Origin of the sequence: Mycolicibacterium pallens, from assembly GCF_019456675.1 — a bacterium.
In the GTDB taxonomy this organism is placed as follows: Bacteria; Actinomycetota; Actinomycetes; order Mycobacteriales; family Mycobacteriaceae; genus Mycobacterium; species Mycobacterium crocinum.
This window is the reverse complement of sequence record NZ_CP080333.1, coordinates 4123897-4149268: the sequence shown is the minus strand read 5'-3', so window position 1 is coordinate 4149268 and position 25372 is coordinate 4123897. Positions and strand designations below refer to the sequence as shown.

Annotated in this window: 22 protein-coding genes and 3 pseudogenes; 17 read left to right on the top strand and 8 right to left on the bottom strand. The window is 63.3% G+C overall.

Annotated elements, in window-relative coordinates; all coding sequences use genetic code 11:
* Positions 1-742 precede the first annotated feature (742 nt).
* A complete protein-coding gene (locus K0O64_RS20280) occupies positions 743-1519 on the bottom strand; it encodes a winged helix-turn-helix domain-containing protein (protein ID WP_096311905.1) in 777 nt (258 codons plus the stop codon).
* A 363-nt stretch (positions 1520-1882) separates the two neighbouring features.
* Here K0O64_RS20280 and ripB (K0O64_RS20275) point away from each other — a divergent pair, with 363 nt between their 5' ends.
* Positions 1883-2587: an NlpC/P60 family peptidoglycan endopeptidase RipB gene (gene ripB / locus K0O64_RS20275; protein ID WP_220045706.1), complete on the top strand. Its 705-nt coding sequence runs from the start codon at positions 1883-1885 to the stop codon at positions 2585-2587.
* Between the two features lie 216 nt (positions 2588-2803).
* On the opposite strand, the gene K0O64_RS20270 is transcribed toward ripB (K0O64_RS20275), so the two are convergent.
* Positions 2804-3796, bottom strand: a complete 993-nt coding sequence (locus K0O64_RS20270) for a L,D-transpeptidase (RefSeq protein ID WP_096311903.1) — start codon at positions 3794-3796, stop codon at positions 2804-2806.
* 175 nt (positions 3797-3971) lie between these two features.
* Between K0O64_RS20270 and K0O64_RS20265 the strand changes: the two genes are divergently transcribed.
* The 6 genes from K0O64_RS20265 (at position 3972) to K0O64_RS20240 (ending at position 8649) form a co-directional block, all read left to right on the top strand.
* Positions 3972-4289, top strand: coding sequence for a hypothetical protein (locus tag K0O64_RS20265; RefSeq protein ID WP_096311902.1), 318 nt, complete (start codon positions 3972-3974; stop codon positions 4287-4289).
* A 569-nt stretch (positions 4290-4858) separates the two neighbouring features.
* Positions 4859-6094: a L,D-transpeptidase gene (locus K0O64_RS20260; protein ID WP_096312944.1), complete on the top strand. Its 1236-nt coding sequence runs from the start codon at positions 4859-4861 to the stop codon at positions 6092-6094.
* 110 nt (positions 6095-6204) lie between these two features.
* Positions 6205-6699, top strand: a complete 495-nt coding sequence (locus K0O64_RS20255) for a hypothetical protein (RefSeq protein ID WP_096312943.1) — start codon at positions 6205-6207, stop codon at positions 6697-6699.
* A gap of 23 nt (positions 6700-6722) precedes the next feature.
* Positions 6723-7328 (top strand): TlpA family protein disulfide reductase, encoded by a 606-nt coding sequence (locus K0O64_RS20250; protein WP_096311901.1) that lies wholly within the window; start codon positions 6723-6725, stop codon positions 7326-7328.
* Between the two features lie 62 nt (positions 7329-7390).
* On the top strand, positions 7391-7753 hold the full coding sequence (locus K0O64_RS20245; RefSeq protein WP_164520222.1) for a BlaI/MecI/CopY family transcriptional regulator: 363 nt from the start codon (positions 7391-7393) through the stop codon (positions 7751-7753).
* Positions 7750-8649: a M56 family metallopeptidase gene (locus K0O64_RS20240; protein WP_225933493.1), complete on the top strand. Its 900-nt coding sequence runs from the start codon at positions 7750-7752 to the stop codon at positions 8647-8649. The genes K0O64_RS20245 and K0O64_RS20240 overlap by 4 nt, the downstream gene beginning before the upstream one ends.
* A 160-nt stretch (positions 8650-8809) precedes the next feature.
* Here the strand turns inward: K0O64_RS20240 and ripB (K0O64_RS20235) are convergent, their stop codons facing one another.
* Positions 8810-9466 carry an NlpC/P60 family peptidoglycan endopeptidase RipB gene (ripB, locus tag K0O64_RS20235; protein WP_225933764.1) on the bottom strand — a complete coding sequence of 219 codons (657 nt, stop codon included), beginning with the start codon at positions 9464-9466 and terminating at the stop codon, positions 8810-8812.
* Positions 9467-10433: 967 nt separating this feature from the next.
* Between ripB (K0O64_RS20235) and K0O64_RS20230 the strand changes: the two genes are divergently transcribed.
* Positions 10434-10859, top strand: a complete 426-nt coding sequence (locus tag K0O64_RS20230) for a BlaI/MecI/CopY family transcriptional regulator (RefSeq protein WP_096311898.1) — start codon at positions 10434-10436, stop codon at positions 10857-10859.
* The gene (locus tag K0O64_RS20225) at positions 10856-11800 is read left to right on the top strand and encodes a M56 family metallopeptidase (RefSeq protein WP_096311897.1); all 945 of its coding nucleotides are present in this window, start codon (positions 10856-10858) and stop codon (positions 11798-11800) included. Before K0O64_RS20230 ends, K0O64_RS20225 begins: the two co-directional genes overlap by 4 nt.
* A gap of 909 nt (positions 11801-12709) precedes the next feature.
* Here K0O64_RS20225 and K0O64_RS20220 read toward each other — a convergent pair.
* Positions 12710-13827 (bottom strand): IS3 family transposase gene (locus K0O64_RS20220; RefSeq protein WP_220045705.1). Its coding sequence is split into 2 segments (ribosomal slippage): positions 12710-13560 and positions 13560-13827, totalling 1119 coding nucleotides; the frame shifts between segments, so codons are not numbered across the junction.
* Between K0O64_RS20220 and K0O64_RS20215 the strand changes: the two genes are divergently transcribed.
* Positions 13826-14947 carry a lysylphosphatidylglycerol synthase transmembrane domain-containing protein gene (locus tag K0O64_RS20215; RefSeq protein ID WP_425574781.1) on the top strand — a complete coding sequence of 374 codons (1122 nt, stop codon included), beginning with the start codon at positions 13826-13828 and terminating at the stop codon, positions 14945-14947. The two genes, K0O64_RS20220 and K0O64_RS20215, sit on opposite strands and share 2 nt — an antisense overlap.
* A gap of 45 nt (positions 14948-14992) precedes the next feature.
* Positions 14993-15475: pseudogene (locus tag K0O64_RS20210) on the top strand (Gfo/Idh/MocA family protein); the annotation flags it as partial.
* A 62-nt stretch (positions 15476-15537) separates the two neighbouring features.
* Here K0O64_RS20210 and istB read toward each other — a convergent pair.
* Entirely contained in the window at positions 15538-16389 is an 852-nt protein-coding gene (istB, locus tag K0O64_RS20205) for an IS21-like element helper ATPase IstB (RefSeq protein WP_220045611.1), read from the bottom strand.
* Positions 16386-17746, bottom strand: a pseudogene (locus K0O64_RS20200) (IS21/IS408/IS1162 family transposase). Before K0O64_RS20200 ends, istB begins: the two are co-directional and overlap by 4 nt.
* A 139-nt stretch (positions 17747-17885) precedes the next feature.
* Between K0O64_RS20200 and K0O64_RS20195 the strand changes: the two are divergent.
* A pseudogene (locus K0O64_RS20195) lies at positions 17886-18440 on the top strand (Gfo/Idh/MocA family protein); the annotation flags it as partial.
* A gap of 194 nt (positions 18441-18634) precedes the next feature.
* A complete protein-coding gene (locus tag K0O64_RS20190) occupies positions 18635-19363 on the top strand; it encodes an LOG family protein (protein WP_096311893.1) in 729 nt (242 codons plus the stop codon).
* Between the two features lie 154 nt (positions 19364-19517).
* Here the strand turns inward: K0O64_RS20190 and K0O64_RS20185 are convergent, their stop codons facing one another.
* Both K0O64_RS20185 and K0O64_RS20180 read right to left on the bottom strand, forming a co-directional pair.
* Positions 19518-20660, bottom strand: a complete 1143-nt coding sequence (locus tag K0O64_RS20185; RefSeq protein ID WP_164520111.1) for a sensor histidine kinase — start codon at positions 20658-20660, stop codon at positions 19518-19520.
* A complete protein-coding gene (locus tag K0O64_RS20180; RefSeq protein WP_096311891.1) occupies positions 20657-21406 on the bottom strand; it encodes a response regulator in 750 nt (249 codons plus the stop codon). The genes K0O64_RS20185 and K0O64_RS20180 overlap by 4 nt, the downstream gene beginning before the upstream one ends.
* Before the next feature lie 1085 nt (positions 21407-22491).
* Between K0O64_RS20180 and K0O64_RS20175 the strand changes: the two genes are divergently transcribed.
* The 4 genes from K0O64_RS20175 (at position 22492) to K0O64_RS20165 (ending at position 25325) form a co-directional block, all read left to right on the top strand.
* On the top strand, positions 22492-22989 hold the full coding sequence (locus K0O64_RS20175) for a YflT domain-containing protein (RefSeq protein WP_096311889.1): 498 nt from the start codon (positions 22492-22494) through the stop codon (positions 22987-22989).
* 397 nt (positions 22990-23386) lie between these two features.
* Positions 23387-23692: a three-helix bundle dimerization domain-containing protein gene (locus K0O64_RS30385; RefSeq protein WP_434085465.1), complete on the top strand. Its 306-nt coding sequence runs from the start codon at positions 23387-23389 to the stop codon at positions 23690-23692.
* 11 nt (positions 23693-23703) lie between these two features.
* Complete coding sequence (locus K0O64_RS20170; RefSeq protein ID WP_096311888.1) at positions 23704-24714, top strand: inorganic phosphate transporter; 1011 nt, start codon at positions 23704-23706, stop codon at positions 24712-24714.
* A complete protein-coding gene (locus K0O64_RS20165; RefSeq protein WP_125477464.1) occupies positions 24711-25325 on the top strand; it encodes a hypothetical protein in 615 nt (204 codons plus the stop codon). The genes K0O64_RS20170 and K0O64_RS20165 overlap by 4 nt, the downstream gene beginning before the upstream one ends.
* Positions 25326-25372: the final 47 nt, after the last annotated feature.

Below are 25372 nucleotides of genomic sequence, written 5' to 3'. Positions count from 1 at the left end.
TTGCTCTCCATATCTCGTCGACTGTCGACGGATCTACGCCCTCGATCAGTACGGGCTCGCATTAGATTACCAATCGTGCACAGCGGGCTTGGCAGGACTCACGCAGATTCGGTCGGTATCGGCCTCGTCGCGAAGACTGGCAACGTGTGAACTAAGTACTAGTCGCTATAGTAATAGGAGCTTCCTGACTCCGAAAGGTTGAGCTTGTGAGTCCGATTCGTCGTGCGAACCCCCCTGCTCGGTCCTCGCGCGTTACGCAGAAGTCGATCTACACCCCGGAGTACCGGCGGCTACGCCGACGACGGATGGCCGGGTGGGCTTTAGTTGTTGTCGGCGCAGTCATGGGAATTGCGCACATGATCACCCATCTTGGTCGACTACACCTGCTCGGCTACCAAGATCTCCTCATTGGTTATCCGATGGCCGCACTATTGGTGTTCGTTGGATTCGCACTGGTTGGGTTCGTGGCAAAGGCGTGACCACGGAAGCGCGGTGATCCGCCTGCGCGCGTGCTCGCCTTCGCGCTGGTGACGAGCGACCGAATTGCCTTTCATCGAAGCGCTTTCGCGAGCCGGCATGCCGTCGTGCTTGCGAGAGCCTGCACCGCTTGTTGAGTGCCGAGAAGGCTAACTGCGACTTCGCGGCAGTTGGGCGATGTTCCTGGATGAAGGCGGCTGCCGCCGTCGAAGCGCACCCGTGTCGGTCCCGAGTGATCGGCCGCGACCGAAAATGGGGTGGTTCACTAGCGAGGTCCGCCTCGTGCGGCGTTTGCGCCAAGCTTCACCTGTGGCCCTAGTCGATAGCCCACGCCGCGGACGCTGAATACAAACTCGGGTCGTTCGGGATCGTCGCCGAGCCTTCGTCTGAGTTGTCGGACGTGCATCGTCACCGATTCGAGATTGGCTTTCCCGTGAGGGCCCCACACCGCCCGTACCAAATCCTCGCGAGTAGTCACCGCCCCGCCCCGCTTGGCCAATTCGACCAGAATGTCGAACTGGATTCTGGTCAGGTCAATATGCTCATCCGCGACCTGGACTTCGCGCTGCGCAACATCAATAGTCAATGAACCACACGTGTACCGCCGATGCGGCGCGCGATCAACGAGTGGCGAATCGGTCGCGGCGGCCATGTGTCTGCGGATGACAGCGCGCATTCGAGCCGCTAGTTCCCGACTGCTGTGGTGTCCCGTGAGCACGTCATCAGCGCCTGCAGTGAAGCCTGCAACGACGACCGCCTCACCGCCGCGCCTGCAGCAGATGGTGATGTGGGCATCAGATACGGCGCGGGCCTTCCGGCACACCTCCAAGACGGCCGCATCGACGGAGTCGACGTCGAGAACGATGAAGTGTGGTTGCGCGCGCTCGATCATGTCAACGACGCGGAAGCAGTCGTCGACTAACGCGATCGTGACTTCGTCGCGCCGAAAGTGATCGACAATCACTTCCATCCAACCGGCATGATTGCCGATCAACGCAACCGCCAATGCGGCCGGCGCAGGCATCACCAAGTTCTCCACCACCCATCAATACTGGACTACTACGTAGATGAAAAGCCATTCTCTTAGAAGCGTGTCGCGCATAGGAGTGGCGTCGCGCCAGGGTGAACCAAATCTGTGGATGCATGCCGTTCATCGCGACCTAGCGGGTGCTAGGCATCCGACCAGCTCGACGCTGTGGTCGACAAGGCAGATGTTACTGAAGTGATACGGCGGACCGTCGTAACTGACGATAGACGCTGTTAACGTACAGCGTGAAGGTCAACACTACGTACTGAGTAGGTACGTAATGATTCGGACTGCTGGACGGCAGCCGAGTTCGATCGGCGTCATGGAAGGTGCGCCGCGATCGGCAGCCGTTTGCCGGGGCGGTAGGGATGGTGATCAATGAGGCTCGATCGTCGACTCGTAGTCGCGATTTGTCTCGCGCTGGCTCTGCTAGGACTTCAGATTCCATCGATGGCTGCGGCAGACTCAGCAGACGAGACTTGGGACCCGACCCTGCCCCGGGTGAGCAGTGCCGGTGCACCCGGTGATCCGGTGGCGATTGCGAACGCGTCTTCGCGCGCCAGTGCGATGGCGGCACAGACCACCGTGGAGCTCGGACGCTCATTTCTGCGCAGTCTAGGGGTGGGCGGCGCCGATGCCGGTGTCGCGCCCACCAGCGTGAGCCGGGTCTCGGGCAGCCAGGCGATCGAGTACGTGATCCGCCGGGCGGCCACCCAGATCGGGGTTCCCTACTCGTGGGGAGGCGGCAGCCTTACTGGGCCTAGCAGCGGTGTTGACTCGGGTGCCAGCACCATCGGTTTCGATTGTTCGGGCTTGACGCGCTACGCGTTCGCCGGCGTGGGCATCCTGTTACCTCGATGGTCAGGAGACCAGTACAACGCCGGCCGCAAAGTCCCGCCGACGCAAGCCAAGCGAGGAGATCTACTGTTTTGGGGCCCGGGGGGCAGCCAGCACGAAGCGATATACCTTGGGGGCGGCCAAATGCTCGAAGCTCAACAGACCGGAGTGCCGGTCAAGGTGTCACCGGTGAGGACGGCAGGGATGACACCTTATGTGACCCGCATCATCGAGACACCCGCTTAACGGGGCGCTCACGCCGACCCCATTGGCTGCCGGCTCAGGTCGTCATTGGGTCCAGAACACTGCCAGCGCCTCTCCCTAATACCATGGCACGTTGTCGGTCTGTTCCGCCCCGTTGGGCTGGAAACCACACTGCCGTCAGCATGCACCTCCCAACGTTCCCAACCGGTTGCGCCGGCTGGCGCGGTCACGGCAATGCCAGGCCGGTGCGGGGTCTTACTAAATCTGCCAGTCTTGGGCACCGTCGGGTTGGTTGTAGATGCCGACGGAGTTCTTAACGATCACTGGGTCCCCACTGCCGAAGTTGTCGTAAAACCACTGGGCATTGGTTGGGCTCAAGTTGATGCAGCCGTGGCTGACGTTGCGCTTACCCTGATCGGCGACCGACCACGGCGCACTGTGCACGAAAATGCCGCTGTTGTCGATGCGCACTGCGTCCTGGACATTCAGTTTGTAACCTTCGGGCGAGTTGACCGGCACGCCATATGTCGACGAGTCCATGACGATATCGGCGAACTTTTCCAGTACGTAATACGTGCCATTCTTCGTCTCATGCTTCCCGTCGGGTTTTCCCATCGACACCGGGAAAGTCCTTTCCGCATTCCCATTGCGGGTAATCGTCATCTGGTGAGTTTTGTCATCGACGACCGCAACCAGCGAGTCACCTGTGCGGAAGCTCGACCGCGCGCCGCTGGCATCGATGTTGACCACAGTATTGGCCGGCCAGAAGTTAATCGGTCGCCACCGCACCTGCGTACTGCTCATCCAGTAGAACTTGCCCGGAACGGGCGGCACTGACGAAATATGGATGGCCCGTTCGGCCATCGGTCGATCGGCGATGGGACGCGCGAAGTTGATGATGATCGGCTTCGCCACGCCGACGACGGCGCCGTTGGACGGATTGAAAGAGGGAGGAGCAAACACCGGCTGACCGTCGAAGGGTGTCGGGTTCTGCCCCGCGGGTACATCCACAGCATCCACCGGCTGATCTGCCGGCGGGGGAGTGAAAGGGTTTGGTAAGTCGACATACTCGGCAGGAGGCGAAGTTTGCGTGCCAGAGGGTGGTGAGACAAGAACATCTAGCGGTGGAGGCGCGACTGCGCCCGGATCGTTAGGCCCTGGCGGGGAAACTGCGGGATCGGCCAGCGCAGCGGGACTGCCGGTCGCGACTGCTGTCGCCATGGCCGCAACGATTGCTGCGAGCAACGGCATTCTCTTTTGTGGGCCCACTGCCCGCCTCCCATCACACGCCTTGATTCACCGACAGCGGCTCGGGTTGCCGCGTCCCACGAGCCTACAGCTACGTACCTGTCCAGTAGACGTTCTCGTGTTTGTGTGCTGCCCCAACATTGCTGCCCGCGACGGGGCGGGTCGAAGCCACAACCTGATGGCCTGGGCCACTGAGCGGGCGACGGCGATCGAGATCAGCGATAGGGTCCAGGCTTTGCAGGAGGCCGGTAAGAAGCGCGCCGTTGCGGCGGCACAGCTGTCAGCGACTTCAGCCGCTACTGCGCGCTCCGCCGCAGAACAGGCGACAACGGAACGTGCGGAGCTGCAGTCGAAGCAGGGCGACCTGCGGCGTCAGATCCTCGCGGTGCAGTCGCAATACGACTCGCTGACGCCTGATCAACGCATCGCGCTAGCTGGCCCGCCGCCACGGGATCCGCGCGTACGCGCGATGCCCGACCCGTCCGCGTCCGTTTAGGCTCAATCCTCGTGGGGAGTCTGTAACTATCGCCACACCGAGCGCCCAGGCCTCGACAGTGGTCGAGCGGCACTGACGCAGATCGGCTCGCCATACTCTGGGGCGCCCGCGGCCTCAATGCCTTCGATTGTTCAGGATTGATCAATTGAGCTTCCCAGCAGACCGGCAGATCGCTACCTCACTGCAGCCAGGCGATGGCCGAAGGCGGGCAGCCGGTCGCGCTTTCCGACATCGATCCCGGCGACATCGTCAGTTCTATGATGGCGCCTCACTTGCCGGGAATTAAATCGGGAACGGTTTGAGGGTGCATTCATCGACCCACTGAATCCCGGCGCGGAAATCGCCCGTTTCAACGACTCCCATACATAACGTGCGACGCCCGTGAGACCCTGAACCGAGTGCTGAGAAGGGAGTAGACGCGTGGGTTGCGGGCCCGGCGCCATCGATGAGCTCTATCTACTATGTAACATAGTAATCGCGGGCGGCAGGCGGTCGCGGCCCCGTTGAGGTGGACACCAATCGGATGCAGGGAGACGGTGTTGGTCATCGATCGTCGACTCAAAGTCTTCATGCTCGCTGCGGTCCTGCTGATCACTGCGGTGCTCGGAACCGTCCTGAGCATCAACCTCGGACGGTGCGGCACCGACTGCGCGCAGTCCTCGGCCACCAAAGCGACGACCGGTGACAAGACGCCGCCGGCGGGGCCAGCGGTACTAGCCATCACACCGGAGCCGGGTGCCGATGATGTCGATCCGTTGGCGCCGGTGAGCGTGACGGCGGCATCGGGCACGCTGATTGACGTCGTGATGGTCAACGAGCAGGGTAACCGCATCGTCGGCATCATGACTCCTGACAGCACGGTCTGGAAGCCTGGCGTGCCGCTTGGCTTTGGGCGCACCTACACTGTCACCGCGAGGGCGTCAGGGATCAACGGTCCGCCGACACAGCTGGTTTCGAGGTTCTCCACGCTGATTCCGCACAATCAAACCAAGGTGTCCTTGACCACAACAGCCGGAACCCTGTTGCGCGACGGTGCGGTCTACGGTATCGGCACCGTGGTGGTCGCCCGTTTCGACGAGCCGATCATCGACAAGGCGGCCGCCGAGCGGCGGTTGGCGGTAACCACGTCGCCTCCGGTGCGTGGCTCCTGGTACTGGCTTGACGATCAGAACGCGCATTGGCGGCCGCCGCAATATTTTTCACCCGGAACGGATGTCAGTGTAGAGGCGAATATCTACGGCGCCCCCTTGGGGCAGGGGCTGTATGGGCAAGAGGACGCTCGGGTCAAGTTCAAGATCGGTGATGCTCACGTTGCGATCGCTGACGACCTGACCAAACAGGTCAGCGTGTACAACAATGGCCAACTGGTTCGCGCTATGCCGACCTCCATGGGGATGGGGGGCAGCGAAACTGTTAACGGCCAGACGATTTCGTTTTGGACCCAGCGCGGCATCTACACAGTGATGGACAAAGCCGACCGAGTGGTGATGGATTCATCGACGTACGGCCTGCCGATCAATTCGCGGCTGGGCTATCGTGAAACCATTTCGTTGGCAACACGGATCAGTACCGACGGGATCTATCTGCACCAGCTCGATAGCACCGTGTGGGCGCAAGGAAACACCAACGTGTCTCACGGTTGTCTGAACCTGAGCGAAGACAATGCGCGGTGGTTCTTTGACTTCTCGGTGCCAGGTGACATCGTCGAAGTCCGCAATACCGGCGGCGAGCCGCTGCAAGTGTGGCAGAACGGCGACTGGAGTATGCCGTGGGACCAGTGGCTGCAGGGCAGCGCACTGTCGTGAAGAAGCTGCGGACAATGACGGGCCTAGCGACTCCCAGAATTAAGTACTATGTGGCCTAGTACTAGGCTGAACCGATGGTGTTCGATAGGTCTGCGGAGCGCGGCGAGATGATGACGCGTCGCACGCTCCGGATGCGGCAGCTGGTCGTCGCGTCGGTGGTGGCGGCGGTCGTTGCCGTAGCGGTTGGTGTGCCCAGCGCGCTGATAACGAATCCGCTATTTGTGCGCATGACACCCGTTGCGTGGTGGAGCTATGTAGTTTGGGCGCTGACTGCAGTGCTCAGCGGCATGCTCGCGGCGACCTATGTCAATCACCGAACAACCGGATCCGCCACACCTGGCCGTGCCGGGCTGCTCGCCAGCGTCGGCTCGGTGCTGGCTGTGGGTTGCCCGGTGTGCAACAAGCTGGTTGTGGCTGCCATCGGCGTCAGCGGGGCACTGAATCTATGGGCGCCTATTCAGCCCGCGATCGCGTTCGCTTCGCTAGCTTTGCTGGTGTGGGCGTTGTGGCGACGGTGGGCGATGTTGCGTTCATGTCCAGCGCGAGGTGACGGCGCGCTATTGCTTCCGGTGGCCGTGGCGCCTGCGGCCGAGCGAAACGGCTAGTGCCCCGCGCTCGATCGGTGGCGATGTTGATCGCCGCGCTGGCGGTGACTGGCGCTGGCATCCTTACGGATGTTGACCCGACAGCGGGCCCGGGCGGGCGTCGACTGATGGCAGACAAACTCGAGAGCAGGGCAGACCCTGCGGTGACCGAGGCGGGTGCCCCACCTTGTCCGGTGGCTGTGTCCGGTGTCTCGCCGGTAGCGACTCTGTCAGCGGCGACAGCCCGTTGTCTGGGCTCGGTACAGCCGTTGGATGTGGGGGCCGTTGTTGCCGGTAGGCCAACGCTGCTCCACCTCTGGGCGTCGTCGCGGTGCGCTCCGTGCCGCGAAGAAATGCCGGTACTCGACCAGTACAAAGACACACCGGGTGCGGTTCGCATCATCGGCATCAATGTCCGCGACCGCCCGTCCTCGGCGGCAGCCTTCGTGCGGGATCTCAAGATCGGCTATCCCTCGCTCACCGACGCCGAAGCGGTTGCGGGCGCGTTGGGTGCACCGCAACTGCTGCCACTGAGCTACCTTGTCGATACCGACGGATCCGTGCGCCGCCTTCCGATGACCGTCTTTCGTGGTGTCGAGGAAGTCGCGGCGACGGTCGCCAAGACGCGTGAGGGGAGGCACACCTCGTGACGGCGGCGCGCAAGGGAACCAGCCGGGCTTCGCGGCAAGTTGCAGCGCGCCCACCCCGGCCGCTGCCTGGCCTGGGTGAGTTGGAGGCGGCGATCATGGACGTGGTCTGGGCCACCGACGACGCGGTACGGGTCCGTGACGTCCTCGATGAGCTCGAACCCGTCCGCAAACCCGCCTATACGACGGTGATGACGGTGATGGACAACCTTTACCGTAAAGGATGGTTGAGCCGTGAACTCGACGGCCGAGCCTACAGCTACGAGGCCACGCGAGATCGCCTTCAAGCGGCCACTGATGCGCTGCGTGAATTGTTGGCGGACAGTGGTGACCCAACGGCCGCACTACTGCACTTTGCGCGCAGTGCCACCGCCGCCGAGTCACGGGCACTGACCAGAGGGTTGAAAGAACGGAGCCGACGGCGGTGACCGCGGTCATGTGGTGGACTATCGGTGGTATTGGAATTGGCGTCCTCGCGCCACGGATGTTATGGGCCCTGGTCCGTCGCGGTGCCGACGCCGCGGTGCTCCTGGCCGCGTGGGGGGTGCTGGTCTGTGGCACGCTCACCGCGGTGGCGTTGCCCGGGCTCGCGGAATTGTTTCATCGCTGCTGGTTGGAGTTGCATGCCGGGCCGCCCGGACCGGTCGACACCCTCGCCGGCATCGTCAGTGCCGCAGCATTGGGAATGGCCGCGGCACGCGGCGGCTGGCAGGCGGCCAACGCTGGCCGGCATCGACGTAGTTTGCACAGCAAACACGCCGAGCTTGCCTGGTTGCTGACAGGGCACGGTCCGCGACCCGGCGCGGTACTCTGGGTGCCGGCCAGCGAGCCGTTGGCCTACAGCTTGACTGGCGATCCACCGCTCGTGGTGATGAGCACCGGATTGCGGCATTGTCTGGACCGCGCCTCCGTGCGCGCGGTGGAAGCCCATGAGCGAGCGCATGTGAGCCGACACCACCATCTGCTGATCGCCGCCGCACAGACCCTCGCCGCCGGGCTTGGATGGCTTCCACTGATGCGCTGCTCGCCCTCGTTGGTGCGCACATTGATCGAACTGGATGCCGACGCCCAGGCGGCCCGCAGGCACGGCTGCGATGGACTGCGTCGGGCATTGCAAACCTTGAAGAGCGCGCCTGCACCGTCGCCGGCACTTGGAATCACCGGCGATTGCACGCAGCTGCGACTTGAGCGGCTCAACGCGGGCCGCCCGTCGCAAAGCCGATTTACCCGCTCCGGGGCGGCCTGGGGTGCCGCTCTGGCAATGGGCATGGTCACGCTGCTGACATTCGCCGCGCTCACCGCGCTGGCGTCGTGTACGGCGTGAGCCGATTCGCGGCGATGTCTCCCGACCGCATTTAGCGACATAAAATTTCGACCGTTTCGACGTTTTCAATCGCGAAATAACACTTGAGAGAACCTCATTCGGGGGATCTACAGTCCTTTGGTGTCCTGACGGCGCGCTATTCACCGAGATGTAGCGACGCTCAGCTCTCGATGACTCGAGTCACGTATGGTGTCATGCCGCCTGTTCGCACCGGTGAAATCTTGACCGGCACCCCGGTTTGTTGGGCCTCAAGCATCTGGCCACCGCCAAGGTAAAGGGCTTCGTGTTGGCTGCCACCGGGACCCCAAAACAACAAGTCGCCGCGTCTGGCCTCCGATGGCGGTACGTGGCGGCCTGCGTTGTACTGGTCACCAGAGAACCGGGGGAGGAGGACACCGACCCCAGCGAACGCGTAGCGCGTCAGACCTGAACAGTCGAAGCCGACTGTGCCTGCGCCTGAGTCGATGCCGCGGCTTGGGCCCGTCAAGCTCCCGCCTCCCCAGGAGTAGGGCACGCCCATCTGGGAACCGGCGCGACGGATCACGTACTCGATCGCCTGAGTGCCGGACACCCGACCCGCGGGGACGGCAGTCTTCGGTGTGCTTCCGATACCGAGGCTGTTAAGAAACTTTCGACCGAGATCCAGCGTGGTCTGGGTGGCGAGATTCGTTGCCTGCAGTGAGGCATTGGCGATCGCGATTGGGTCGCCGGGCGCGCCTGCACTGAGCACCTTCGGCAGGAGCGGATCCCACAGTCCGTTGTCGGCGCGGGCCAGCCCGGGCAGGGTCAGGCCTATAAGCAATCCAAAGACGCCAATGATGATGCCCAAGCGGGACAAAGGCCCTCACCACCCGTCGGTCCAGAGAATCGTGGATTTACGTACTACTTACGTACCGCGGTCCACGGTAAGTCACTCTAGCCACATAAGTAAACTCAAATCACAAATTCCACTTTTGTAACTTTAGAATGCGCACGTTATCGATACTGCATGTCCGACCGGAAGCACAGCCTCGTTGTTGTCGCTCGGAGATTCAGACCCCTCGGAGTAAAGCGACTGTGGCCGACTTCTTCACAGCGTGTGCACTGGTGGGGCGGTCTACACGCAGATCTCGCGAAGCGACGCAGCCCTATATCAAGGAGAGCAGGCCAGCCCCCGCGGGAATCTGAAGAGACACGCGGTGGCCGCGACAGCACACGCCGATTATCTGTGCGCGTTGATAATGCGGTGTTGAATGCGGGCCCGCAGCCGGGACATCACCTTCGGCACGGGGGCTGCTGGTGCTGCTCGCATTCCGCGCAAGAAGCTAGTACTGAGCTAGATAGTTGACGCGACGGGCCCCCGTCAACCGGCTCGCGGCGAACGCTAACCGCTCCGGCATGGGTGCAACCGGGAAGTAGCTGTTCGCCTATCCCACCCCGTGAGTGATTGGCGATCCGCGGTGGGGTGCCTCTGCGGTCCACTTGGCAGCTCGCGCGGCGCGTTCTGCGCGGTGATGAAGGAAGCGTCGGAACGCATGCGGCCGATGCCGGCTGTGCGCGGTGGGCAACCGCTTGACTGTCGCTGTGCGCTGCCGGCGCAGTGCAAATTCGTTCACAGTTGCGTAGGCAATGGCCATCGAAGGATGGAGAAGCCAGTGAGTCGAAGGCTAACCGCCGTGGGAGCAGCAGAGCGTTGGTGGCGAACCCGGCAGCGCAAGCCGCACCACGGCTTTCATCCGCGTCATACCGAAGACAACGGTGCCAAGCGTTGTAGGCTTGACCGCAAAACACTGGAGGGTAATACGGTGCGGGTACGTGGTTTTGGTGAACTGGAAGCCGTGGTCATGGATCGAGTGTGGAATCACGATCCCTATATGGTCACAGTACGTGAAATTTTCGAGGAGCTTTCCGAGCAGCGTGCCATCGCCTATACGACGGTGATGTCAACCATGGACAATTTGCACACCAAGGGATGGCTTGGGCGCGAACGTGACGGCCGGGCCTACCGCTATTGGGCGACGCTGACGCGCGAGGAACACACCGCACGGTTGATGCGTGAGGCGCTCGATGGCGGGGGCCGCTCAGAACTAGTGCTCAGCTATTTCATCGAGCAGATCGGTCCGAAGGAATCGGAGCGATTGCGGAATGCGCTGCGGCGACTGGCAACACGTTCGAGCACCGCGAAGCGATCAACTCCTGCGACGCGGTCCGGCCAGGCGAAGCGGCGGTGAGTATCGGCGCGTGCCTGCTGATCTACAGCGTGGCAGTGCTCATCATCGGTCCGTCAATGCTGCGTTCGCTCACTCGCAGCGGCCACGCTCCGAAATGCGGCGTAGCGGCTTGGCTGATCGCGATCGGCAGCGTCCTGGTCACCTGGCTGACGATCGTCTTGCTGCTCATCATCGACGCGATCGCGCACTGGCAACGGCGCGGTTCGCTCGTCGTGTCATGCATCAAATTCCTGTGCGAGATCGCGGCAGGCAATCGAGGATTTGCGCCGCAAGCAATACTCCTGGCGCTCATCAGCGCCGCGGTGGTCGGCATCGCTGTTTTCGGAGTCCGGTTCACGCGCACGGTCGCGCGCCTTCGTATTCATGCCCACGGTCACGCGCACGCGGTTCGACTGGTCGGCCGGCCAACCACCGAACGGGACGTTTACGTTGTCGACGCCGCCGAGCGCGTGGCGTACTGCGTTGAGGGCAAACCTGACACAATTGTGGTTACGACCGCGACCGTGGCAGCTCTCGCCTCGCCTGAGTTGCGCGCCGTAGTGGCCCATGAGCGTGCGCATCTCGACGGCCACCACCTTCGGATAGTCACGGTGTTGCGCGGCTTGGCTGCGGCCTTCCCTCATCTTGCCCTGATCACGCAAGGTGTCGACGAGGTCTCACGGCTTTTGGAAATGTGCGCCGACGATGTGGCGGCGCGGCGTTACGGGCATGCTCCACTTCTCACCGGATTGCTCGCTCTGGCTGGGGGTGCTCCCGCCTCGGCGCTCGGCGCCGCAGACATCGCAGTGTTGAATCGCGCTGAACGCCTGGCTCTTCCGCCTGCCCAGCGTGTCCGGGTTCGCGCCCAAGCCGCCCTTACCAGCGCTTCGACCCTGATTGCTGTCGCGCCAGTGGGAACACTGGTGCTCGGCGCGTCCGGCATGTTGATGTGTGGTGGCTAGCGGCCAAGATTGCTCGCGGTTTCTCGCGAGGACTCGACGATCACGGAGGGCGCGACGGCACGGGTGCGGCGTACGAAGGCTCGGCAATGTTCGTTTCCGGACCGGCTTGTTAGCGATTGCAAGAAGGCACTCCTCGTGCGCAATCGATGGCGACGGAGGTCCTGAGGTAATCGTCCGTCGGGCGCGGCATGTCGCGTCGCAGGCATAGTGAGATAGCGCACCCGGCACATTGCCGGCACTGCTGGGGGATTCGGACTGCAGCCGACTAACCCTTTGACCGGCGTATTGGCGGCCTCAGCGACGAGGCCGCGCTGCATACGCGGGGCTCACACCCTTCAGGACCGGTGTCGATGTGCAGCGGAAACCGCTCAACCAGGGAGGCCGGCACGAAGAACTTGGGATCGCCATGACGCACCCGCCGGATTGAATAGCGTGCGCGACCATCTCGCCAACGCAGGGCAACAGCAGGTGGCGCGGCCGAATCGATGATCAGCCCATACCCGAAGCCAGCACCCGCACGGTTGATCGGATCGACCGCGCGGCACTGCGCCCAGCCGGCGTAGTGCCGCGCAGGGGGACATCACCGAACGCACGCCCCGACCGAGGCCGAACTTGCCCGCGCGACCATCGCGGCCTACCCGTGGCGAGCGGCGCCTGCACGAACGAGCATCATCCTCCTCTGCTTGGTTGGCATACGGTTACGCCTCGCCCACCACAGTATTGATTAGTACGGCCGGTAATCGTAGGTACGAAAACGGCCGGTGAGATTCATGTTTACCGAGGCCCGATCTGATCAGTGCTGGTAAGTTGTCCCGCTAGTCTGACCCACGTGGGTCACAAGGCCCCGACCGGAAATGCCGGCCGGGGTGACCGGACCCCGTGAACTGGTCCACGGCGAACGAGAGTCGTTCATCGGTGGGTACAGGCGGCAGCGTAGCGGGTCGGGGGTTGGTAGCCCAGTGATGAGTGCCGGCGATGATGGTTGTAGTCGTGTTTCCAGTCGCTGATGACGACGCGGGCCTGGGTCAGAGACCAGAAGCTGTTGATGTTGAGGCACTCGTCGCGGATGCGGGAGTTGAACGATTCGACGTAGCCGTTTCGCCAAGGCTCGCCGGGCGGGATGAAGTGCAGCCCGACTTGACCCTCGGCCCAATCAGCCATTGCGCCACAGGCTAATTCGGGTCCGTTGTCGCAGCGCAGCACGCTCGGATACGCACCTCGGCCAGCGGCGACGCGGTCTAGTTCGTCGATGAGGTGATCGCCGGTGATGCTGCGCTCGACCATCCCGCCGAGACATTCGCGGGTGTGCTCGTCGATGATCGACACGATCTTGATCGGCCGCCCGTCGGTGGTGACGTCGAACTGGAAGTCCACCGCCCACACTCGGTCGGGCCTATCGGCTACCACAGTCGGCGGTGCGGTGGAAGTGCTGTGACGCTTACGCTTGCGTCGCTGCGGTACCCGCAGACCCTCTTCTCGCCAAAGACGCTGGATCTTCTTATGATTCACCGCCCAGCCTTCGCCGCGGGCATCATGGTAGGCCGGCCGGAACCCACGCCGCGGGTGCTTCTTGGCGTAGGCCCGTAGCCAGTCCCGCAGGGCGGCGTCGGGATCGGCGGGAGTCGCTGCGGCGGGTTCGTGGCGTTGGGTGGCGCGGTGTTGCCCGGCGACGCGGCAGGCGAACCGTTCACTGACCCCCAGCACCCGCTGGAGGTGACGAACGGCTGCCCGCCGGCGTTCCGGGCCTAGAAGTTTCCCTGGGCGACCTCCCGCAGCGCGTCCTTCTCCAGCTCGGCATTGGCCAGTAGCCGCTTGAGGGTGGCGTTCTCGCGTTCGAGATCCTTGAGGCGTTTGGCGTCCTCGGCCTTCAGGCCGCCGAACTGGTTGCGCCAGCGGTGATAGGTGGCCTCGGATACCCCGAGCTCGCGGCACACCGCCGCGGTGTCCTTGCCCTCGGCCAACAGCCGATCGGCCGCGGTCAGCTTGCGCACAATCTGCTCGGGACTGTGCCGTTTCCTCGTCGCCATGATCTTATCGAGCCTTCCTGCCCACAACGTGGGCCGCAAGACTCTCATACGCCATGGATCAACCAATCGGGGTCAGGCCAGGGGGGACAGACGTCGCGGCTGGATGCGCTGGTCGCGCCGCTGGGTCTTCTTGGTGATCACGGTCGCGGTGATCGGCGTTGAATTGGCATCGGTATGGGGTCAGTTAGCACGCGCGTGGCACAGCGTTTATACCGCGAAGTGGTGGTGGGTTCTTGCTGCGATGTTGGCCGCACTGGCCTCGGTGCACAGCTTCGCTCAGATTCAACGCACTCTGCTGCGTGCTGCCGGCGTCGCTGTGAAGCAATGGCGTTCGGAAGCAGCGTTTTACGCGGGAAATGCATTGAGCACCACGCTGCCTGGTGGGCCGGTGATCTCAACGTCGTTCCTGTATCGCCAGCAGCGCATGTGGGGTGCATCACCGGTCGTCGCCTCCTGGCAGCTGGTCATGGCCGGAGCGCTGCAGATCAGCGGGCTGGCGCTGCTGGGATTGGGCGGTGCGTTTGTGGTCGGGGCAAAAAGCAACCCGTTCTCCCTCGTGTTCACTCTGAGCGGTCTCCTCGCCCTCATCGTGTTAGCCCAAACCGTTGCGGCACACCCTGATCTCATGGACGGAGTTGGGCAGCGTGTCCTCTCCTGGATCAACGCAGCGCGCGGCAGACCGTCCGACACCGGGCTGCAACGCTGGCGCGAAATAATCGGACAACTCAAAGCGGTCAACATCGGTCGCGGCAGACTCGGGGTCGCGTTTGGGTGGTCCCTACTCAACTGGGCCACTGACGTGGCGTGTCTGCTGTTCGCGGCGTGGGCCGCTGGTGGGGCACCGTCTCTGGCCGGCCTGATCGTTTCCTACGCCGCAGCGCGAGCGGCTGGGGCAGTTCCGTTGATGCCCGGCGGCTTGCTCGTGGTCGAAGCGGTGTTGGTGCCCGGTTTGGCGTCTAGCGGCATGTCGCTACACCACGCAATCTCAACAATGCTGATCTACCGGCTGATCAGTTGGATCTTCTTGGCCGCGATCGGCTGGCTATTATTTTTCTTCCTCTTTCGCACCGAGAGCAAAATCGACCCGGATGCCGCGCAGCGCAACGGAACTGATCTCTAAATGGGCCCAGGGTGGCCCGACATTGGTGTGGCGGCCCGATTTCGGATGCTGGTGGAACGGAAGTGTTACCGTCGCCCTGTGACGGGAAATACTGTGTCGCCGGTCAAGATTGGGGTCTTAGGCGCAGCTCGTATCACGCCGATGTCGCTCATCAATCCGGCTAAACGAAACATTGAGGTTGTGGTGGCAACCGTTGCTGCGCGCGATGTCGCGCGGGCCAAGGCTTTCGCCGCCAAGCACGCCATAGCTCGGGTACACGACAGTTACGAGGCGCTGATCGCTGACCCGGACCTCGACGCGGTTTACGTTCCTCTACCCAATAGCTTGCACGGGCGGTGGACGCGCGCCGCGCTCGCCGCCGGGAAACATGTGTTATGCGAGAAGCCGTTTGCTGCGAATGCTGCTGAAGCCCGTGTGGTCGCGGACTTAGCTGAGCAATCTGGTCGCACCGTAATGGAAGCATTTCACTATCGGTATCACCCGTTGGCGTTGCGAATCGAGCAGATCATTGCGAGCAACGAGTTGGGATGACGGCGCTCATCGAAAGTCCCCAGGTGTGCTCGCCGAAATTCCTCACCTGTGAGCAGCGGTCAGTGTAGTTGTTGGCGGGTGCCGGTGGTGGTTCGGCGCAGGGTTTCCGCGGCGGCCTGGTGGTCGCGTAGCCGGTAGGACTCGCCGTCGAGGTTGATGACCACGGAGCGGTGCAGCAGGCGGTCGAGCATGGCGGCGGCCACGGTGGTATCGCCGAGGATCTCGCCCCAAGCACCCACCCCGCGGTTGGTGGTGATGACGATGCTGGTCTTCAAATACCGTTGGGAGACAACCTGAAACAACGCCGAAGCGGCTTCGGCGGGCAACGGAAGGTAGCCGAGTTCATCGATCACCAGCAGCGTCGGGCCAGCGAAGAACCGCATGGTGGTGGCCCAGCGTCCCTCGATCGCGGCGCGGTGACACCGTGCGGCCAGATCGGCGGCGGTGGTGAAGTAGGTCCGGTAGCCGGCATGGGCGGCAGCCCTTGCCAACCCGACGGACAGATGCGTCTTTCCGGTGCCGGGCGGGCCGATGAGCAGAATGTTGGTCGCGGTTTCCAGGTAGCGGCAGGTGCCCAGTTCGTCGATCAGCTTGCGGTCGATCCCGGCGGCAGCATCGACATCGAAATCAGCGAGGGTGGCCGGGGTGGGCAGGCAGGCGAACCGCAACCGGCCGGCCAACCGTCGGGCAGTGCTGGCCTCGACCTCCACGGCCAGCAGTCGCTCCAACGCCACGGTCAGTGACAGCCCCTCGGCGGTGGCCTGATCCAGCACCGTCGGTAGGGCTTCAGCGGCCGCGGCCAGTTTGAGCTCGGCCAGATGCGAGCGCAGCTGCTGATAGCGGCTCGCCGCCGACGATGGTGATTCCTCGGTCGTGGTGGTGGTCTTACCGGTGCGTGGAGTGGGGGTCATTTGATGGTCCTGTTCTGGGCGGCACGCTCGTAAGCGGACAGATCGATGACGGTGGAATCGGTTGACGGAGTGGAATTTTCACTTGCGGTGGTGGATGGCTGCTTGAGCGCAAGCAGTTGCGCGGCAGCGGCTTTGGCAGCCGGACCCGGTGGGATGCGTTCCTTGCGGCGGTGTGGCCGTCCGGTCGCCGCGGTGGCCATTGCCACGGCATCCAGGGCGATGACATGACCGCTGTCACGCACCATCACCCCGAGCCCATCAGCAGCCATCCGATGGCGGGCGATCACGATCCCGCTCATGGTGGCGATGTCGCAGAACTGCCCGCCGACCGGATGTGACACCACCACATTGGCGGCGGCCAGTTCCGGGGGCACCGAGTAACGGTTACCGCGGTAGGACACCATCGCTTGGCGCGAGGCGGTGCGTGCCTCGGCCACGATCACCGGATACGCCTGCGCCGGCACCGGAGCCAGTGGCTCCGTTTCGGCCACCACGGCGACCGAGGATCGGCCATCAGCGGTGGCCCGCAATCGGGTGTCACCCCGCACTCGGGCGAAGCGATCCAGGCTCGTTTGCGCAGCCTCGACGGTCATGTCGTCGGCCAGGGTGCGCCACCAGCGTTGCGCGGCGGTGTGGTTGACCTTTTCCACCACCCCCTTGCGGTTGCCGCGCCGAGCCGGGCAGACCGCCACCGAGACGCCGTAGTGCTTGGCCACCCCAGCGAACGACGCGGTCACCCGCCCGCTGCCCGGATCGCAGACCGTGGCCATCGGTCAAACCGCCACACCCGAGTGCACCCGCCCAGGCCGCGGGTCACCCGATCCAGCCCGGCAACCAGGTGCGGCTGGTCCTCGCTCGGCGTCAGATAGCCACGCCACTTCCCGGAATGCGCCAGCGATCCGACCAGCAGGTGCGCGGTCTTGCCCCAACCCCACGATGCCGGTGGATCGGGCAATTCCAGCCAATCCCATTGGGTTTCATCACCCGGCGCATGTGGGATCACCGCGTTCGGACGCTGCGTGGCGGTCCGGCACGCCTCACAGACGGGCCGCAGATCCCGGGTTCGGATGTTGCGCGTCAGGCTCTGATACGACAGGCCGAACCCCAGCTCCTCGAGTTCGTCGTAGAGGGTGCGGGCCCACAGGTGCGGGTCCTCGGTCAGCCTCGCGACCACGTAGTCGACGAACGGATCGAACGGATCAGGGTCGGGCCGGGCACGGACCCCGGGCTTGCCGTCACCGGCCAGATACTTACGGACCGTCTTGCGGTCGAAGCCGGTGTGACGGGCGATCGCCGAGATCGTCCAACCACGCTTGGCCAGGGCATGTACTTCCACATCGTCCTCCCATGTGAGCATGAGAAAGCGGGCCTCCTTCGGGCAGTGCTGCAGGCGTCAGACACCAGCAGCATCGAAGGAGGCCCGCCCTTCTCGGCGGAGCCACACGGGTGGGGAATTTCAGTGAGCGTCAGTGGGGAATTTCAGTGAGCGCGGTCAGGGAAAGCTGCAGCGGGTGGAGGCGACCCTGTGTTACCCGTTGCCCCTGTTTTCCGACATTCGCTACAGCTATGCGCTGGCCGGTGGTGCAACGATGGACGCCGGTTGTTATGCAGTCGATCTGGCGCGGAAATTCGGCGGCGAGACGCCCACGGTTGTAGCCGCGCGGGCAAGATTGCGCGGCAGGAACATCGACCGGGCGATGACGGCCGAATTGCGGTTTCCCGGCGGACACACTGGCCTGATCCACTGCTCGGTGTGGTCCTCGAACCTGCTGAACATCAGCGCGAAGGTGATTGGAGATCGCGGTGAACTCTATGTGCTCAACCCGGTGATGCCCCAGTTCTTTCATCGGCTTTCGGTCCGGTCAGCGGGCAGTCGGCGGGTCGAGCGCTTCTCGCGCCGAGCGTCGTACGCGTATCAACTCGACGCCTTCGCCGCAGCTGTGCTGCGCGGAGAACCGGTGAAAACTTCTGCGCAAGAAGCAATTGAGAACATGACCGTGATCGATGCGATCTATCGTGCTGCTGGGCTGCCAGTTCGCCAGCCCAGCTGAACCGATGATGCACAACGTGGTAGCGGTGTTCGACCACAGTCCTGAAGAGCTGTCGGCGGATCCGTTGATGGCGCAGTCTGAGTCGCTAGTAGTTCTTGGCCTGCGCGGTGCCAGGCACTCGAGCGCTGGCACGCCTGTGGCCATTCAGTTGCAACGCGACGACTCAACACCGTCGGCGTGCGATCATTGGTGCGATGCCTGAATTGTCGCCGCGCAGACCCTCGACACGCGACGAGGAGTTGCTGTGCGCCTTGGGGTCGGGGTTCGCGCCGATCGCCGACGACGACCCGGATCGGGTAATCCGCATTCGCGACGAAGTGGCAGCCGGATTTGCGGCGCTGAGCGACATCACTGATGCGGTGTCGGTCTTCGGCTCCGCCCGCACGCCTCCCGATCACCCTCAATATCAACTCGCGCGCACGGTAGCGTCGCGGTTGGGGATGCTGGGTTTCGACATCATCACTGGCGGCGGCCCTGGGATTATGGAGGCCGCCAACCGAGGCGCGCGTGAGGCCGGGGTGCGCTCGATCGGCCTCAACATCGAGCTTGCACACGAGCAGGCCGTCAATCCGTATGTAGACCTTTCACTGCACTTCCATTACTTCTTCGTCCGCAAGCTCATGTTCATCCGTTATGCGTGCGCGTTCGTAGTCTTTCCAGGTGGCTTCGGAACACTCGACGAGCTTTTCGAGGCGTTGACTCTCATTCAGACCGACAAGGTCAGGCATTTCCCGGTCCTGCTCGTGGGGGTGGAGCACTGGAGCGGCTTGGAGCGGTGGATTCGAACGCAGCTGCTCGAGCCCGGCATGGTTTCGGTGGATGACGTTGAATTGCTGGTTCTTGCCGACGATCCAGAGGAGATTGGCCGCATCATCGATCGTTGCCGACATCGCCAGCGGCACATGTACGAGGCATCGGAATAGCGATATAGGTCGATTCTCAACACCGGCTGATTAATCCTTCAGAGCCCAAGTCTCTTGTCTGTGTTTGGTTTGCGACGACGAAATGCCCGACCGATTGTTGGTGCGGCGTATTCTCGCTCGGGCTCGCTGAGTTGGCACTCGCCGGTCACGGACCTCATGGATGCGGTGTGACGTCGAAGAGTGCCCCGGCACCGGCCGCGACGGCTGGCAACGCCACTGTGAAAGTGGTGCCTTGACCGGGCCCACGGCTGGTCACTTGAATGTGACCGCCGTGGGCTTCTGTGAGTGCTTTTGCAATCGCCAGCCCGATGCCGGAGCCTCCTCGCTCACGGTCTCGGGCAGCATCGGCGCGATAGAACCGCTCGAAGACATGCGGTAGATGCTCAGCCGCTATCCCGTCGCCATCGTCGGCAACCGTGAATACCACTTGATCAGTGACTAGGTCGGCCGTGAGGATCACGTGACCGCCGGCTGGCGTGTGACGCAGTGCGTTGTCCAGAAGGTTGCCCAGAACCTGTGCCAGCCGCTGCCGATCCGCCCAAAGGCGTTTCGCTAGAACGACGTTGGTGATCAAGGAAACCCTCTTGGCGGCGTAACGATCGCCCATCGCGGCGCTGACTGCTGTGGCGACCTCACCGGCGTCGACCCACCCCGGCGTGATGACAGCGTGAGCCTCTTCGGCTTGAGCCAGAGCGGCGGCGTCGGCCGAGAAGCGCACCAGACGGCCTGTCTGCTCGCGCAGCGTCGCTATCGTCGTCTCATCAAGGGTTTTCACTCCGTCCTCCACGGCTTCCAGGTAGGCTTCCAACACCGCCACGGGTGTGCGGATCTCATGGGCCAGGTCTGCGAACAATTGCCGACGGGTTGATTCCACGGCTTGGAGCCGTTCGGCCATCTGGTTGAAGGCGACTGCCAGCTCATCGAACTCATTGCCAAGGCGTGGAGAGCCCACTCTAATGTTGTAACGCCCTTCGGCTATCGCCGAGGCTGCCGCTGACACCTCGCTGATCGATTGCTGTAGACGGCGACTCAGTATGGCGGTGACGATAAACGCGGTCAGTGCGGACACCGTGATGGCGACTGCGATCGAGAGTGCGGTGGCGTTCTGGTAGGCCTGCTCGGCATGGAATTGCTCATTTGAATTATGCGTGACGCCGGCCTGATGCAGATGTTCACGGAACAGCGGTGGCCCGACAACCAAAGCTACCACCCACGTTGTGACTCCACCGGCGACGAGCACCATTGCCTGGGCGAGCAGCAGGCGACGGCCCATCCCAAAGCCGTTGGCTACGCTCATTGCCGCGTCCCCATGCGATAGCCCACACCGCGCACGGTGTGTACAAATTTCGGGTCGCCCGGGTCGTCACCGAGTTTGCGCCGCAGGTGGCCAACGTGGACATCGACAAGGTGGTCGTTGCCTATCCAGGGATCACCCCATACCGCCTCGATAAGCTGGCGGCGGCTCCACACCACACCGGGGCGAGATGACAACGTGCCGAGAATGTCAAATTCGGTGCGTGTCAACGGGATCGGCGTCTCATCCAGGAAAACCTCGCGACCGGCGACATCGATCGATAGCGGACCGAATACGAACAGAGCGGTAGGCTCGTGCCGTCCAGAAGAGTCGGACGTGCGTGCTGTCCGTGGCCTACGCAGCATTGCCTTGATCCGCGCAACCAGCTCACGCGGACTGAATGGCTTGGTCACATAGTCATCGGCCCCCATCGACAAGCCGACGATTGTGTCGACCTCAGTATCGCGGGCAGTCAACATCACGACGTAAGCGTCGGAAAATGTTCGCAGCTGACGGCACACCTCTAATCCATCGATCCCCGGCAAGCCCAGATCCAAGACCACGACGTCGGGATCGACATCGCGAACGGCCCGCAACGCGGCGGTACCGGAGTGGCACACCGTCACCTCGAATCGCTCGCGTTCAAGATAGCTAGCCACCACCTCGGCCAAGGGCTTCTCGTCATCGATCACCAAGGCTCGGTAGCCGAAGTCGTCACCGCTTGGCGCCGACGCAGGTATGGACTCCATGCTTTCATCGTGCCGTGCCTGGGCGCAGGTTTGGCGTCTTGAGCAAATCTTCACACAACCAACACCGAACCTGTGGTGAGCAGGCCGCAATGTGGAGTTGGGACCTTCGGGTCGACAGGAGCGGGCGGGGCCGCTCGTTCACCGAACCCGAGAGGAAGGAGAAGTCCGATGATGTTTTGGTTGAATCACGACTTGAGCGGATGGGGATACGCAGGCATGGCAATCGGAGTGGTGGCGTTCTGGATCCTCGTCCTCGTCGCAACCGTGGCACTGATCCGGTCCAGGGTCGGCAATATTGAAGTTGGCTCGCCGCACTCGCCGTCGTCTGATGCCGAACCAGTGGGGCGGAGTCTGGCTAATCGATTCGCCCGCGGCGAGATCGACCAAGTCGAATACCAACAGCGACTGGAGGTACTCCGAGGGGTCACGCCAGGACAAGCTCTGGGTGAATCGGGTAAACCCTCCGGGTTGTGAACGAGGTCCTGACCGCTGTAGCAGGCTCGGGAGAGACTCGGTGGCAACGCTTCGCAACACCGCGGCCACTTCCGATTACGGCGGCGTGTGGGTATCAGCCTCTGGCACCCCGGTACACGTGATGATTCGCCGGCACGACGATCGCAGCAGTGATTCGGGCGAATGATCCGCTGCCTCCATCCCCGCCCGCCAGCGCTACGTTCGGATCGACCGACCGTGGCTCTACTAAGGCCCTTAGTAGTAGGCCGAAAGTCCCTTGGGCGGCCAGGAATTCTTTGGCAATCTTGCTCTGATGAGGCACCGACCGATACGCGGGCTGAAAGGGGTTGAGATGAGTGCGGCAACCCGCCAGGCGGAACCCACCGTGCCAGGGGGCCGTCACGGCGATTGCCACCGCCGCAACGTTGCACGCGTCCGACGGGCGTTGCGACATCACTGCCGCAACGCTGGATGCCCCCACACGGCGGTTCTGTAGTCGGGTGTGGTGGTGGTATTGGCCCACTGAGGAGCAAGCATTGATCATCGACTTGACTAAGTCCCCGCTCGGCCGAGGTGTGCCCGCGGGTCAAGCGAACAAACTAAACGGGAACACAACTACGAAGGAAAGCCCAATGGACATCCACTCTGATCACTTGTTCGACGATCCGACCAGTCAGGCTGCCGCCGGCGCCGAGTACCGAGTCGTCGCCAGCTACCGGGACTACGACCAAGCCCAGCGCGCGGTCGACTATCTTTCCGACTCGGAGTTTCCCGTCGAAAATCTTCGCGTCGTCGGTCATGGAGTCAGCACGGTGGAAGCCATCACCGGCCGCATGACCAACGCGCGCGCGGCTCTTACCGGTGCGGCCACCGGCGCGTGGTGGGGCTTATTCATCGGCCTGCTTTTGGGCATGTTCTCTGCTGCACACGCCTGGTTGGCCGTCCTGCTCGCAGCCCTGCTCATCGGGGCGGTGTGGGGTGCGGTCTTCGGGTTCGTCGGCCACTGGGCCACTCACGGTCGCCGTGATTTCACTTCGGTGTCCACCCTGGCTGCCGAGCGCTACGACATCGTATGCACGCCGGCCCTGACGGCAAAGGCCGCCGATCTGCTCACCGCTGGCCCTCGCTGACCCGTCGGGGCTGTGGGCGATCGCGGCGAGGAATCAATTACGTCGCCCTGCACGTGCAAGGAGGCACCGATGACCAAATGGACCGCGGGGTTGAATAATTGGCCCCCGGCGGGGCAGAGATCCTCGCCTGGCCGGCATCCCATCCATTGTGGTGAGTCGTCGTGACCGGCCGGAAAAAGCCCGACCGGCGAGAACTGCCGTGCGTGCGGCCCCATGCCGCGGTCGCTCTCGACGGGGACAGAGTAGCTACCGGCACCGCCCGAGCACATAGCGTGGCCGGCAAGACGGTGTTCAGACAGGTGTTTCTCGACCTGGATGCGATGCGGTCGAGGCTCGGTCTCAAGGCTCGCAGAAGCGCGGATAGATACCGCGATGATTGGGCGGTGGGATTGCCAGCATGTCCCCAAGCGAAGTGGTCGGCGCAGAAATGACGAGCTCGGTGCCAACACCCACGGCAACCCCACCGGTCATGGAGGCGCCTGATCGACTCACAGGTGAGCTGGACTCGATCGCGGTCATTCTGGCCGCGAAGTTTCCGACGTGCCCGCCCGCTCGTGTGCGAGATGTTGTGTACGAAACCTATCGACGTCTCGCCGCAGCGGCGCGTGTCCGCGTTCATCTAATTCCGTTGACTGCCAACTTGTCCAGGTCACAACTGGAACGGGAGATGCGCGCGTCGCAGCATACGGCGTCTCAGCGTTAGGGCCGGCTGCAATGAGCACGGTGATTCTTCTCGTGGCGATCGGGTTGGCTGTGGTGTTTGACGTCACGAACGGATTCCATGATTCCGCGAATTCAGTTGCCGCGCTGGTGGCCACTCGCGCGGCCACTCCGGGGCAGGCCTTGGTGCTGGCCACCGTCGGCAACTTCGCGGGCCCGCTCCTGATGGGCACGGCAGTGGCTGACACCGTAGGTGGTGTCGTCACCGTCGCGCCGAACGAGACACTCCCGGCGGTCGGCGCGGCTCTTACCGCTGCGATCGGGTGGAATCTGGTGACATGGTGGTTTGGTCTGCCGTCCAGTTCGTCGCATGCGCTGATCGGCGGACTTATCGGCGCTGCGGTTGCCGCGGGCGGGTTCGTTGGCGTCCGATGGGGAGGTATCGACCACGGCAAGCCCGATGGAGTGCTCGGCGTGCTGGCCGGTCTTGCCATCTCTCCCGTGCTTGGTGTGCTTGCCGGCGCCCTAGGCATGGCGGTCGCAGGACGGGCGCTGCGGCGGGCTCGCCGCGAGTTCAATTCCGTTGTGCGGCGCGGGGAGTGGCTGACTGCGTCAGCGCTCGCGCTCAGCCACGGCGCCAACGATGCGCAGAAGACCATGGGTGTGATCACCTTGTTGCTGCTCGCGACCGGCCACCTGTCGGTCTTCTCGGTGCCGATCTGGGTGCGATTGATGGCTGCGGCATCGCTGACCGTCGGAACCGCGTTCGGCGGCTGGAGAATCGTGCGTACCGTTGGTAGCGGTGTCTACCGGATAGCCCCGTTGGACGGACTTGTCAGTCAAGGTGGTTCTGCGGCAGTGATATTGGCTGGAGCGGCGTTGGGCGCCCCAGTCAGCACCACGCATGTCGTGGCCTCCAGTGTGGTGGGTGTCGGAATAGCGCAACGCGCCCAGCACGTGCGCTGGACGGTAGTACGCGAGATCGGCGCCGCGTGGATGATCACGCTGCCGATCAGCGCCCTGTTGGGCGCTGCGGCCTTTCTACTCTGGAGGGAATTCATATGAGACATCCACGAGCGTGGTTTCTGCCCGAGAATCACGACGTACTGGGTACCCTCAGAGCGCAGCTCGACATCGTGGAGACGGTCGTCACTGTTCTGCAAGAGTGGTGCATGGGCGCCTCCGACGAGCAGGTCGTCGTCCAAATGCGTTCTCTCCTGGCAACCGAACACGAAGTCCGGCGAAAGCTACAGACCCAGGTTCGGTCCAGTTTCAGCACGCCCCTTGCCGCAGAGGACCTGTTCGAACTCGGCGAACGGCTGGGCGCGGTCGCCGAGCGCGCCTACGGTCTGGCGCGTGAAGGGGGACTGTCTCGTACTGCTCCAGACCCGCATCTCTGCCGGCAAGTGCAGGTGATCGCGGCAGCGATGACACCGCTCGGCGCTGCCATTCGGGCACTTCCGAAGGGCGCCGCCGCACCGTTGGCCGATGACGCGTTGGAACAACTGGTCCGCGCCGAACACGCCTACCGCGAGGCGATCGCCGACCTGGAAGCCGAGACCGACCTACGCCGCGAGCTACGCCGGCGCGAGCAGTATCGCCGCTGCGAGATTCTTGCCGAGGAGATCCAGCATCTGGCGCGGCGCACCTGGTATGCGGTCTACAAATCGCAGTAGGACAGGGCCCGCGCCAGAGCGTATCTCTATCACCTCGTCGCGCAGGG